Source organism: Rhodopseudomonas telluris (assembly GCF_042432815.1).
GTDB lineage: Bacteria > Pseudomonadota > Alphaproteobacteria > Rhizobiales > Xanthobacteraceae > Rhodopseudomonas > Rhodopseudomonas telluris.
In genome coordinates this window covers 16070-28622 of sequence record NZ_JBHLWM010000008.1, presented here as the reverse complement: position 1 = coordinate 28622, position 12553 = coordinate 16070, and the positions used below count along the sequence as shown (strand labels likewise).

At 59.6% G+C, this 12553-nt stretch carries 9 protein-coding genes; 4 read left to right on the top strand and 5 right to left on the bottom strand.

Annotated features, from left to right (window positions below; translation table 11 throughout):
• Positions 1 to 6: 6 nt before the first annotated feature.
• The 3 genes from ACFFJ6_RS17855 (at position 7) to ACFFJ6_RS17845 (ending at position 4035) form a co-directional block, all read left to right on the top strand.
• Positions 7 to 1305 (top strand): glycosyltransferase family 4 protein, encoded by a 1299-nt coding sequence (locus ACFFJ6_RS17855; protein ID WP_378390265.1) that lies wholly within the window; start codon positions 7 to 9, stop codon positions 1303 to 1305.
• 181 nt (positions 1306 to 1486) lie between these two features.
• Positions 1487 to 2572: an acyltransferase family protein gene (locus ACFFJ6_RS17850; protein ID WP_378390263.1), complete on the top strand. Its 1086-nt coding sequence runs from the start codon at positions 1487 to 1489 to the stop codon at positions 2570 to 2572.
• Positions 2573 to 2580: 8 nt separating this feature from the next.
• Entirely contained in the window at positions 2581 to 4035 is a 1455-nt protein-coding gene (locus ACFFJ6_RS17845; protein WP_378390260.1) for a glycosyl hydrolase family 28-related protein, read from the top strand.
• 111 nt (positions 4036 to 4146) lie between these two features.
• On the opposite strand, the gene ACFFJ6_RS17840 is transcribed toward ACFFJ6_RS17845, so the two are convergent.
• A complete protein-coding gene (locus ACFFJ6_RS17840) occupies positions 4147 to 5628 on the bottom strand; it encodes an undecaprenyl-phosphate glucose phosphotransferase (RefSeq protein ID WP_378390258.1) in 1482 nt (493 codons plus the stop codon).
• Positions 5629 to 5846: 218 nt separating this feature from the next.
• On the opposite strand from ACFFJ6_RS17840, the gene ACFFJ6_RS17835 reads away from it, so the two are divergent.
• A complete protein-coding gene (locus tag ACFFJ6_RS17835) occupies positions 5847 to 6929 on the top strand; it encodes an ABC transporter substrate-binding protein (protein WP_378390256.1) in 1083 nt (360 codons plus the stop codon).
• Between the two features lie 85 nt (positions 6930 to 7014).
• Here ACFFJ6_RS17835 and ACFFJ6_RS17830 read toward each other — a convergent pair whose 3' ends face one another.
• From ACFFJ6_RS17830 to ACFFJ6_RS17815, 4 genes are all read right to left on the bottom strand, one after another.
• Entirely contained in the window at positions 7015 to 8367 is a 1353-nt protein-coding gene (locus tag ACFFJ6_RS17830; RefSeq protein WP_378390254.1) for a UDP-glucose dehydrogenase family protein, read from the bottom strand.
• Positions 8368 to 9363: 996 nt separating this feature from the next.
• Positions 9364 to 9828 carry an H-NS histone family protein gene (locus ACFFJ6_RS17825; protein WP_378390252.1) on the bottom strand — a complete coding sequence of 155 codons (465 nt, stop codon included), beginning with the start codon at positions 9826 to 9828 and terminating at the stop codon, positions 9364 to 9366.
• A 160-nt stretch (positions 9829 to 9988) separates the two neighbouring features.
• Entirely contained in the window at positions 9989 to 10183 is a 195-nt protein-coding gene (locus ACFFJ6_RS17820; RefSeq protein WP_378390250.1) for a hypothetical protein, read from the bottom strand.
• 355 nt (positions 10184 to 10538) lie between these two features.
• Positions 10539 to 11105: a hypothetical protein gene (locus ACFFJ6_RS17815; RefSeq protein ID WP_378390248.1), complete on the bottom strand. Its 567-nt coding sequence runs from the start codon at positions 11103 to 11105 to the stop codon at positions 10539 to 10541.
• Positions 11106 to 12553: the final 1448 nt, after the last annotated feature.

Below are 12553 nucleotides of genomic sequence, written 5' to 3'. Positions count from 1 at the left end.
CCCGATGTGGTCATCGTCAACGATCGCGCCTTCCCCGGCGGCGGCGCATCGAAAGTCGCGCTGCAGTCCGCTGTCGGATTGGCCCAGCGCGGCCACCGCGTCATTGTGTTCGCCGCGATGGGGCCGGCTTCACGTGAGTTGATCGATGCCGGCATCGAGGTCCATCTGCTCGGCCAGGCAGACCTAGCGAGCGGGGGGCGGATCAAGCTGGCCGCGCAGGCACTTTGGAACACCAAGGCGGCAGATCAACTCCGAAGCCTGCTGGCGAGCACAAGCCGCGGGCACACCATCGTTCATCTTCACAGCTGGTCGAAAGCGCTGTCGGCAAGCGTATTCGCAGCGGCAGGCCGATCAGGTCATCCCGTCGTCGCGACGTTGCACGACTACGGCTTCGTTTGTCCAAACGCAGCACTGCACGATTTTCAGACCGGTGCCGCTTGTCCGCGCACGCCGATGTCGCTGAACTGCATCGCCGGCGATTGCGACGCACGGGCGCGGATCCACAAGCTATGGCGTGTCGCGCGACAGATCAGCTTGTCACATTTCGCCAGAGCCACCGAAGTCCTTGCGGCAGCGGTGTGCGTCACCGACTATTCGCGCCGCATCATGCGGCCGTTCGTTTCGGATCGGCTGGAGATGACCGTCATCCCCAACCCGATCGATGTCGCCGATCACGGCCCGGCCGCGCCGGCGCAGTCGAACCACTTCACTTATGTCGGACGGTTCTCACGCGAGAAGGGCGTGCTGATCGCCGCCGAGGCTGCTGAACGCGCCGGTGTGCCGTTGGTGCTGGTTGGTGACGGAGAATTACGACCCGATGTCGCACGAATCGCTCCGTCGGCGACCATCACCGGCTGGTTGGCCGCCGCAAACGTCGCCCAGGCCATTCGCGCCAGTCGCGCGGTGGTGGTGCCGTCGCTATGGCGTGAAACGCAAGGCATGGTCGTACCCGAGGCGCTCAGCGCTGGCGTTCCGGTGATTACCGCGACCGAGACGGCGCCGGCTGCAGCGATCGAACCAGGCGTGACCGGCCTGCTGTTCGAGAACGGCAATGCCACCGCGCTGGCGCACCTGCTTTCACGTCTCGCCACCAACCATCGACTTGTCGCCGCACTGGGCGATGCCGCCTATCGCAACTATTGGCAGACCCCGGCGACCATAGATCGCCATTTGGACGGTCTGGAAGCATTGTACGATCGTGTCCTGTCCGGCCAGAGCAAAGCCACAACAGCCGGGCTCACCCCGTTGGGCTCCCGCGTCGTGCCGATACCCAGCCCAACAGCCGAGACCAAAACATCGGCGTAACCTCGTCGGCAAGCGCCGCGTCATCGAACGAGTACGCACCGGAGCTGCTGTTGATTTTCCTCGCGGTCATATCCTTCGACTAGACGAACGCGGCCACCAAACCGCAACGCGCCTTCGCTTGCTACGGCACATCGTCCAATCCGTTCCCCAAACCGCAGATCCGCGCATCGCAGAGAATTTCATGGCAATTCCGTCCCAGGCGCCGGTCAAGTCCTCGATCGAGACGCTCCAGATCGGCCGGGCCTTTGCAGCACTCGCAGTGGTGCTGTTTCACACCGAGACGACCCTCGGGCTGCCCAAATATCTTGGCCACGAGATCTTTCCCCTCTTTGGGCCGGGCGAAGCCGGCGTGTACTACTTCTTCGTGCTCAGCGGCTTCGTGATGGTCACTGCGCATGCTCGCGACCTCGGCCGAAACGACGTTGTGCTGCCGTTTCTTTGGAAGAGGTTCCGCCGCATCTACCCCGCGCTCTGGGTCGTGCTGACCTCGCAGGCAGTGCTCTTTCTCTTGATCCCGCAGGACCGCATCGCCACGGCAGAGCTTCCCTGGGTCATCGTGAAGGACTTCCTGATCCTGCCATGGGGTGGCCCCTCGCTGCTGTCAGTGGAATGGACGTTGCGCCATGAGATTCTGTTCTACGCCGCATTCGCCATCATCCTGCTTGCACCTTCATGGCGCTGGATAGTCACCGGCGCCGGCCTCGCGGCGATCTCGATGGGACTGTTCGCCACCATGCCGGAGCCGCTCGATCGCCTTCTGTCCGGCTATAATTTGCTATTCGGCTTCGGCATCGGCGCAGCGTTGCTGTATCGGCGCAACGCGGTGCCCAAACCGTGCGTCGTGCTTGCGCTTGGGCTAGCCATCTTCCTGTCGAACTGGTCTGCGCTCGTCATGGGCATCTACGAAAAGTCCATCGCGGTTGTCTGGATCTACGGCGTCGGCGCAGCGCTCACGATTGCCGGAGCCGCCGCGCTGGAACGGGGCTCGGGCTTCACAGCGCCACCGTTCGTTCGCCTGCTCGGAGACGCCTCCTACGCCATCTATCTCGTGCACTACCCGGTGGTCTCGGTGGCCTCCAAGGCTTTCACGCATCTCCAACGCCAAGTCCCGATTCCGGATTGGCTGATCTTCAGCTTCGTGATCGGCGCAGCCGCTGGGGCCGGCCTCGCCTTTCACATCGTCATTGAGCGCCCATTGATGGCCAGGCTACCGCCCCGGCTCGCCCCCAGCGCCGTGCGTCTGAAATACCCCCGCCTCCGGAGCTGAACTCAGCCATGATCGCCAACCACGCAGGACCGTCCGCGTCACACCCGGCGCTCTTCGCTATCGTACTAGGTCTGACACTCGCTCTGCAGCCGCCCGCAACCACCAGCGCCGCCACGAGCGGTACAGTTCTCGACGTCCACGCTTTCGGCGCCCGCGGCGACGGCTCCACCGACGACACTGCAGCTTTCCAGGCGGCCGTCGATCGCGCCGCCGAGATCAGGGGCACGGTCCGCGTTCCGACGGGCCGCTATCTCGTCGGCTCGATCGAACTCCCATCTCATATCGCGATCGAGGGTGAAGGCGATACGTCTGTGCTGACGCTGCGGCCGCAGCCGCTAGCGCACGAAGGGCGTTCGCCACTGCGCCCCGGGCACATGTTCCTGCCGAAAGCGATGAATGCCGTCGCTTCCGTGGAGGATGTCCGGATCTCGCGGCTGACACTGCTCGGCAACAGCCGTGCGCAAAACGCCGGGAGGCCTATGCCGCTGTCGGGAGCGATCCATGGCATCGCGATTCTCGGTGGCAAGGGATGGGTCGTCGATCAAGTGCGCGCCGAAGATTTTGACGGCGACGGCATCTATCTGGGAGCCAACACCGTCTATCCTGGCGCCATCGACATCGGCAACGGCAAGCTGCGTTGGCCGCATGGACAATCGCCCGACGGACAGCCCATGGCAGTCGGCAATCTGATCGAAAACAACACCGTCCGCGGCAATCTTCGCAACGGCATGATGATCGCCCACGGCGACGGCAACGTGCTGCGCAACAATCTGTTCGAACGCAATCAGATCGGAATCGTCTGCGAGCCCCGTCCAGTCAAGGGAGAGCCTTGCAGCAATCCCGACGCTTATCCCAAATACTCGCCCGCCGTCTATGAGTCGGCCGAGATTGATCTCGAGCCCAACCGTATCAAGATTCGGCAAGGTGAGCCGGTGATCTGGCAGCAGGTCACCAATACGCTGATCGAGGGCAACACGTTCCGGAATGGTCCGCGGATGGCGATCCAGATTGTCAAGGGTGATGCCGAGATCTCCGGAAACCGAATCCTTCGCAACAGCTTCGTCGACAACGCGACCGGCGGGATTTTGATCTTCGCGCCCGGTGCCGCGCGCAACATCATCGCCGACAACGAATTCAGTTGGACGGACGCCACCTATCAACCCTGGATTCTTCGCATCCACGGTGGCAACGGCAATCAGATCGTCGGAAATCGTTTTCGCGGCGAGCAACCCGCCGGCGGGCGCGTGGTGCAGCTAGAGCCCGGCACCCGGCTGAGAACGACCCGTTGCACCATCTTCAGCGATAATGTCATCGACGTGGCAGCCCCACCCAGCGCCGCGCTCATCAGCGTCGATTCAACTCTGGAGGACACTGTCGTTACGGGAAACCAGTTCCTCCGCGGCGGCACCATAGATATCGCGCCGGCATCGCTGGCCAGCGACGCATCCGCTTGCCGGCAATAGTCGCGGCGCTGGTCGGACAAAGGTAGGCGCTAAGTTCCAGACAGCAGTGCCAACGAGAGACCATCTTCAAGAGTCTGACGTCGGATGCGGTCGGCCGCAGCACCGAAGACGTCAATACGCAGACGGCTGATGAAAACCGACCAGCAGCGTCTTGAACAGGATCGCGATGTCGAGCGTGATGCTCCAATTGTCGATGTAGCTGAGGTCATATTCAACACGCATCTGCATCAGTTCCAGAGTATTCGTTTCGCCGCGATAGCCATTGACCTGCGCGAGACCGGTGATGCCCGGCTTAACATGGTGCCGGAACGCGTAGTTGGCGATGATCTGCTCGTATTCGGAATTATGGGCCGTGGCGTGCGGCCGCGGACCGACCAGCGACATCTCGCCCTTCAGGACGTTGAACAGCTGCGGCAGTTCGTCGATCGACGTCTTACGCAGCCACGCGCCGATCCATGTCACGCGCGGGTCGTTACGCGTCGCCTGAACGATCTTCGGCCCATCCTCGAGCACCCTCATTGTCCGGAACTTGAAGATTCTGAAATCCCGTCCGGTGAAGCCGTTGCGCGTCTGCCGGAAGAACACCGGACCGGGTGAGCCGAGCTTGATCAGGATCGCAGCAATCACCATCACCGGCGCAAACACCACCAGCGCCACCAGTGCACCGAGAATATCGACGACTCGCTTTACCGCCCGCTCGCTCCAACTCAGCGGCGCCCGCCGCAGTTCAGCCGTCCAGGTGCTGCCGGCATTGACCAGTGGATAGCTGAGAAAGCGTGAGACGTTGGCATCGGGCACAAGATAGACCGGGATCGGAAGAATCTTGAGGATGTCGAGCAGCCCGTCGATCGCGTTCTGCCGATCCCAACGCATCAACAGCAGGATCTGGTCGATCCGGTTATGGCGGCAGTAGCCGATCAGCTCGTTGAGGCGAGGCGCGATCGCCGACATCATGAGTGGCGACGTCAGGTCGTGCGCGTTGATTTCGAGTGTACGGTTTACTCGATAGCCGTGTCGCCGCAACTCCAGCATCGCGTCCGACGATCTGTGCATGTCCGATTCCGAGATCACGACGACGCGACCGTTGGCGAAGGCGCCCGACTGCAGTGCGTAAAGGGTCAGCCGCGACACCAAGGTTTTCCAGCCCAGCAATGCCACCAGACCGAGTGAGAACATCGATAGTGTGACGCCGCGCGAGAACTCGCCACTCACTTTCATCGCGAAGGCAATTGCGAGCAGCGCGGCGAACACCGCCGTCCATGTCGCGATCGTCATTTTGATCTGCTGCGACAGCTCGACTAGGTTCTTCACCCGATAGCCGTCCTGCAACATCATCAACAGGCAGAAGTTCACGCCGATTAAAAGGCTGGCGGACGCATAGGTGTCGATCGAGAAAGGGCCGGTGTTGGGGAAAAGGTCGTAAAACAAGACGCAGGCGATGCCGCAGAGAATGCTGATCAGACCGTCGACCACCGGGAGCAGCCGTTCGATCAAGGCGGGTCTCAGCCAGTTCAGTCGCGCTTTCGGCGACGGGGTCCGGACCGTCGCCGCATGATCGGGATGAGGCAGTTTATTCGAGGTGGTGATCGTCATCGATTAAACTTTCCGTTCCGGAAGAATAGCTCACGGAGGCGTCGCACTCGAGTTAAATCGCCAGCGGCAATCTGAACCTACAGATATTTCAATCCCGGCAGTTTGCCTATTTAATTTTGGTGTTTAAAATAAATACGCCATTTAATTTGAGATCAAAATTGCCACGGAAGCAGAATAAAAAGCGAACACAACGGAGACGCCCACGGTTCTTTGCAGCCGTGCTCGCGGTCGCAGCATTGCTGGGCTCCGGCTGGCTGATCCTGCGTCCGGAATCGGCGCCACCCCGCCGCGAGATCGTCACTCCACATGTCGCGAAGCGAAGTGATTCGGCGCCATCCGCACTGCTGATCGACGGCAGGCTCGGACCACGTTTTGCCGGGGAGATCGTCGCCCAGCGCAGGGGGTTATTTCCCCGGAAGTTCGAGGTCAGCGCCGAACCGAATGCTCCCGATTTCGTCGCAAGCGTCGTCCGGCGTGGCGGAATTGGCGTTACAACAGGGGTGCGATTTTTATCAGCCGCATGGAGCGGCGCGCCGATCACGGCGTTCGCTGCCAGCCTCCTGGAAACGCCGACCGTCATCCTGACGCTGGAATCCTCTGGCCTGCGGCGCCCGTCAGATCTGATCGACAAGAAGATTGGCTATCGTAGAGGCAGCGAGGACGATTTGGTCGTCGACGCCATGCTGACTCAGCTGGGGCTTCCGCGCAGCCGCATCGGCAAAGTCGATGGAGCAAATTCCATCGCGGCTCTCCGCGCAGGAACGGTGGATGCGATCATATCGTCTATCGATCGACTGCCGCAGCCATCCGATCCCGACTTCGTCCGCACCAACCGGATAGCCCCGCCGGATTTTGGCATCCACATCCCCGGCCTGGTCTATTTCACCAGCAACACTGTACTGCGGGAACATCGCGCTGAAGTGCTGTGTATTCTTGAGGCTCTGATTGACGGCTGGAAGTTCGTCTACGCCGACTCAGCACGAAGCGTGCCGCTCGTCGTTGGGAGCGACCCCACCCATCTGCAGGACGGACGCGTACGATACGATCTCGAGCAACAACGCGATTTGGTGCTCCCGACGGGAGGGCGGATCGGTGACTACGACGATAGCCGCTGGCGGACGCTGCGCGACGTCTTGATCTTCGCCATGCTGGGCGACGAGACCGTGCCACTGCCGCAATCGGTGGACTATCAACTGCTGCGCGACGCCTACCGTCGAGTGCGCGATGCCGCGTCAGCCGCCGCCACGCGAAAAGCAGAAGGCGTGGACCTTCTGCATTCCACACCCAGCGTCGCCGAATAAACCTCCGGCTGGCGAACTCCCCCATATGCAAGGCGCTTCGCCGCAATTCTCATTCAAGCGTCGCTTCAGCAGACCAGCCGGGATTTCAATCCCCCCTTTCCGGAACCACCTCTGGAACGATCGTCGTCCGGTGATGCGCCCGACCGATGCTGAAATAAGCGAACCCGGATTCGCTCATCTGCTCGGGGCGATAAACGTTGCGCAAATCAACGATCACGGGCTGCTTCATGGCCTGCTTCAGGCGAACGAGATCCAGTGCACGGAAGTGCACCCACTCGGTAACGATCACAAGCGCGTCGGCGCCGTGCGCGCAATGATAGGCATCCTCGCAATAGGTGATCTCTGGCAGTTCGTCGCGCGCCTGGGTCATGCCCGCGGGATCGAAGGCGCGGACCCGCGCGCCCATATCCATCAGGCCTGTCACTAAGGGAATAGAAGGCGCCTCGCGCATATCGTCGGTGTCAGGCTTAAAGGTCAGCCCAAGCAGCGCGACGGTCTTGCCGCGCAGTTGGCCGCCGAGCGCCTGCGAGACCTTGCGCGCCATCGCACGCTTGCGATTGTCGTTCACCGCCAGCACAGCCTCAACGATGCGCAGCGGGGTCTCATGATCGAGACCGATCTTCACGAGCGCGCGGGTATCTTTGGGGAAACACGAACCGCCGAAACCGGGACCAGCGTGCAGAAACTTCGGTCCAATCCGATTATCCATCCCGATGCCGCGCGCGACGTCCTGAACATCGGCGCCGACCCGCTCGGCCAGATCGGCCATTTCATTGATGAAGGTGATCTTGGTCGCCAGGAACGCATTGGCAGCGTACTTGATCAACTCGGCGGTGCGGCGGGTGGTGTAGAGGAGAGGCCCCTGATTAAGTGAAAGCGGCCGATAGATCTCGCCGAGCACCTTGCGCGCACGCTCGTCGGATGTGCCGATCACGATACGATCGGGGAATTTAAAATCGCGGATAGCCGCACCCTCGCGGAGGAATTCCGGATTGGACGCCACCGCAAAGTCGGCCGTTGGGCGCGCGTCGCGGATCAACCGCTCGACCTCGTCGCCGGTACCGACAGGCACCGTCGATTTGGTGACGACAACGGCGAAATCCTTCAGGGCGGCCGCGATTTCGCGGGCCGCGGCATAGACATAGCTCAAGTCGGCATGACCGTCGCCACGCCGCGACGGCGTACCTACAGCGATGAAGACGGCATCCGCATCACCGACAGGCGCAGTCAAATCGGTGGTGAAACCGAGCCGCCCTGCCCGAACATTTGCGGCCACCAATTCGTCAAGCCCCGGCTCGTAGATCGGGATTTCGCCGCGATGCAGAGCAGCGATCTTGTTGGCGTCTTTGTCGACACAGACGACACTGTGACCGAAATCGGCAAAGCACGCACCGGACACAAGACCCACATAGCCGGTCCCAATCATCGCTATTCGCATCGTCTACCTTTTTATTGCATCAATTGGGCCGCTCCAGATCGCATTTTGCGAAGCGACTGGCCGTCTGACGGCGGAACGCCGAGAAGCTCGGCGAAACGTGCGCGTGAAACACACCCGCGACCATTAGATAATATTTTCGCGCAGCACAATATAATACGCAACATCAGCCAATTTAAATAAATTAACTGGAGCGGATGTGTTGACACTGCCGTCCCACAGCACAGAGCAACGTCGCGCACGGCCGGCAGATACACTGGTGCCCCCCCCCTACGTTCCAAAGACGGAACCATTCGTCTGCCCTTCGCATCAATGTCGGGCATAAAAATGAGGGTTGCCAAGGCCTTGAACGAGCCCAAGCTTGTATAAAAGAGAAAAATAGAGCCCGTCATTAATGAATGCAGTTGATTAAGATGGCGGCTATTTAAAGCACATCTTTGAAGCACGACGAGCGATACAGGGGCATCGCCGAATTAAAAAGCCGGCAGGGTTTCCCGAACGAGTCCCACCCGGCAGCCCGTTGCTCCCGAACGCCCACCGCCCCGGAACAACGTACGGGCCGAAATTGGACGCGACAATATGTCGCACTTCGCTCAGATCGACATGAGGACCTCCGAGCGAAATGCGAGCGTCGTTCCACCGCCCCTGCACGTCGAGCGAACCGCATCGAGTCAACAATAGCGGTTATATATTACCTGTATCATCGGCCGTCGCGTTGTCATGGGCCAGGCGCTGCAACCATTGAGAGAGGTTGGGGAAGATGGCTCAAGCCATCCCGTTTGGGTCGCCCCTCAAGCAAGCTAACCAACCAGCCTCGGCGAAATGGGAAGCGAGTTTAGCCGGGAGGGCACCGCGCGGGCAGGCCAAGCGCCCGGCTGTCTGTTCGAGAGCATCTTAGTGCCAGTTCCAGGTGGTTTGAACTGCAGCGCAAAACGAAAAGGACCACCGCGCGATGCGGTGGCCCCTAACCTCAAAACAGCTGACACCGGGCAGAGCGACCTATCGTCCTTTTCGGCGCTTATTGGTCGGCTTGTCGATCAGAAAATCGCTCAGCGTCTTGCCGTCCTTCATCTCGGCGAGCAGCCAGCGCGGCTGCTTGCCGCGTCCGGCCCAGGTCAGAGACGGGTTCCGGAGGCTGCGATACTTTGGATAGACCGTCGGATACGGCCGCCGCGCCGGTTTCGTCGGAGCCTCAAGTTCAGGCTCATTTACCGTAATCAGACCGGATCGCAACTTGGACAGATGCGCCTGCAGTTTTTCCTGATCCATCCGAACTTTGGAGCTCAGCGACTGCAGCTTGGTGCATAGCATCTGGCCCACCCGCTCGTGAAACATGAGCAGTTCGTCCACGGTCATAACCGTCGGATCAAGAGTCTTCCAGGCAGCTTCCAAGCGGCTGTTACGCTTCTCCGATCCTGCGCTCACGGCGTCCGCGCCTGTGGAGCGCAGATAATGCACTCTCATAATCGACCCTCCGACTTGTTCTTGCCTGCTATTTCCGCGTGCCATGGCTTTGGGAGTCTTGTTGCATCTCCGAAGTAGACCAGCGGATCTCGCCGCCCACCGGAGCATTCTGGGTGGAGTAGTCGACGTGTGCACTATTATACAAAATCACACCGCGCAACTATTCGTCTAAATAATGACGAAAATCACTTAACACGAGCATACGCTGGACCGCCACTCGACTGCATCCGCGATAATCGCGCTGCAACGCTTCCGGCAGCTTCCACAAATTGATCATTCCGCGTCCCTGCTCAACGACTGCGTGTCGCCAACTCAACCATTTACTTCCGATGCGCCCCGCCTCGTTCGTGATCATTTAATAGACTTCCCCATCCGTCGTCCCGACATAGTGAATAATACCCGGACGCTTAATTGGTTGCTGTGATGCGGAACAAAAACGCGTGTGCTGGGTAGAATCCGCCTATTTTCGCGCGGCACGTTTCAGTTGCGATCTGCAAGTGAGGCACGTGCGTAACGAAACATCACCCAGCGTCAACTTCGCCTTTAAACCAGCCGTACTCTGCACACGCATATTTCCGCAGCTACCGCCTTCTCTCAACTCACGACACTCGATCGCACCATCTTGCTGAGAGCGTGTCCATCACCGCGCGAGCATTTCCTGCGCAACAACGGCGCCCCCTGTCCAGTCTACGAAACACATCAGTCCCCCCTCACTCCCCGACAACGCGACGATCTCTTCGCTTCCTTGGCATTTGCCCCTTCTGCGCAGATGATCTCACGCTGCGCCGAAGCGTCGGCAGAAGCTTCTTCTGCATCAGGAAGGCCAGCAGAGTGATGCCTCCCTGATAAATGAAATCAGCCTCAGCTCTGATTTCAGCAACGGTGACAGGAATCAGCTCCCCGCTGAGTTCGCCACGATCTCCTCGCGTCGCAATCAGGCATTGACCGGTCTGAGGATCCACACAAACGGAGTTGTGGATGTAGATCGCCGCGCGCTGAAAGCCATAGGTGATCTGGTCGAGGAGCTCCCCAAGACGATCGCGATCGTCGTCGACATTCGAACTTGCTGCGATGCTGTTCAAAGCATTCTCGAGAGAACGCGTCGCACCGCGCGTTGTCATTCCCTTTGAGGACGCAGCCTCGCTCCCTCCGCATCCGCGGATCGCCAGCTCGACCACATACTCAGTGTGAGCAGACGCGACCGCAACCTCTCCAATCGCGGCCAACAAGTCCGCCGGGATCGCGTGTGGGTCGAAGTTGTACTCTTTCTGCGACATCGAAAGTTTGGAACTTTCCTTGAACCTGAAGAAAAACGCACCCCGCCAAAACCGCAATCATGCGACTTGGTATGCGTTCGTCGATTCGCGAGTGGTTGGACCTGATTGAGCATCCCGACTCTGCGTCCTCTCCCGGCAAGAGCTGGCAACGATTAAAGCTCTAGCGTGAGCCCAGAGGGCGGGCGAGTTGCTCAGCGCAGATGATGCTTGCGTAAACTTCCAAAAAAGTCGAGTCCATTCCAGCCGACGAGCATCGTCCTAGCCTGTTGTTGAAATCAAATTTTGATCGAAGAATGGCATTCGCTCCGCGCTGCGAACGATGAATTACGGTGGCCGCCGCGAATATGAACAAACCAATCAGGAAGATGAACAAATCCATCTCAAAACCGAACGCAATCTTAGTAACAGCAGGATTGCGCAATCCGAAAACTGAAGAAATACCCTAATTTTGGCCGCTTTTTGCATTGGTAGCAAATTTAAATATCGCCTCATAACTAAAATCAGTTATTAAAAATAAATACCATTCATTTGATTTAGATGATCTGCCGTCGTTTATTATTTTAGCACGCGAGAAGGTCGCCGACACGCCCTTAAGCGGTTGACCTTAGGACGGCCTGCGCATCATGCCGCAGGACTACGTACTATTACGAGGCCCAGCATAAACTCCAATGCGCTTCGCCATACGCCCCGCACCATCCCCTGTACGTCACGCAACTCATAGCACTCAAGACGCACCGGAACTTCGCGATCTTGGGTCGGTCAACGTCACTGACCACCCTCCACATTTTGCGGTTGGAAAAATGATGGATCCGGATCGCGTTTGGCTACGAACATCCCACCGTTGAGAATGCTCCAGCCCCGCGCGACGCATCGGCTTCCGCCGCGATGAGAGCAATGATCACGACAGACATCGTGCCGTTCTTCGGTCAGGATCACGCTGATCGTCTTTGGCCGCGAACAGACGCGCGCTGGTGTCCATCTGCCAATGACGCTCTGCCGCTACCGCAGAGGTCCAGGTATTGCAGGTCCCACGACGCCATGATGTTCGGGGGACGCATGAAATGCGGATCGCCCCTGCTACTGCAGGCGCGTAGACGCGCAATGCTTTCCGGATGAGAGCCGGCAATGGCGCAACTCGGCGTCGCCACCGCGATATGAGGCGCCCAGTTCCTCAGCCACTTGCTGCAATGTTCGCGGATTGCGAACCCGTCGAGATGCGTACGATAACGCACAAGAGCGACTACGTTCTGGGGCGGACGCCCAACGGCAGAGCTGACCTAAGCCGGCCCAGCGCCGACGCAGGCAGCCATACCGGCTCGATAGAGCTGCCAGACGACCAACCCCAGAGCTAATACCGCGATCGCGAGCGATCCGATCAAGAGTTGAATCCGGGCGTCCTCCGGGATCAATGATGGTCTCCTTGCTATGCCCCGCCCACTTCGCCCCCC

What these genes read in the sequence shown, in the direction of transcription:
- ACFFJ6_RS17850 (WP_378390263.1), top strand. Translation starts at nt 1,487, where the DNA reads ATGGCAATTCCGTCCCAGGCGCCGGTCAAGTCCTCGATCGAGACGCTC.
- ACFFJ6_RS17845 (WP_378390260.1), top strand. Translation starts at nt 2,581, where the DNA reads ATGATCGCCAACCACGCAGGACCGTCCGCGTCACACCCGGCGCTCTTC.
- ACFFJ6_RS17840 (WP_378390258.1), bottom strand. Translation starts at nt 5,628, where the DNA reads ATGACGATCACCACCTCGAATAAACTGCCTCATCCCGATCATGCGGCG.
- ACFFJ6_RS17830 (WP_378390254.1), bottom strand. Translation starts at nt 8,367, where the DNA reads ATGCGAATAGCGATGATTGGGACCGGCTATGTGGGTCTTGTGTCCGGT.
- ACFFJ6_RS17825 (WP_378390252.1), bottom strand. Translation starts at nt 9,828, where the DNA reads ATGAGAGTGCATTATCTGCGCTCCACAGGCGCGGACGCCGTGAGCGCA.
- ACFFJ6_RS17820 (WP_378390250.1), bottom strand. Translation starts at nt 10,183, where the DNA reads ATGATCACGAACGAGGCGGGGCGCATCGGAAGTAAATGGTTGAGTTGG.
- ACFFJ6_RS17815 (WP_378390248.1), bottom strand. Translation starts at nt 11,105, where the DNA reads ATGTCGCAGAAAGAGTACAACTTCGACCCACACGCGATCCCGGCGGAC.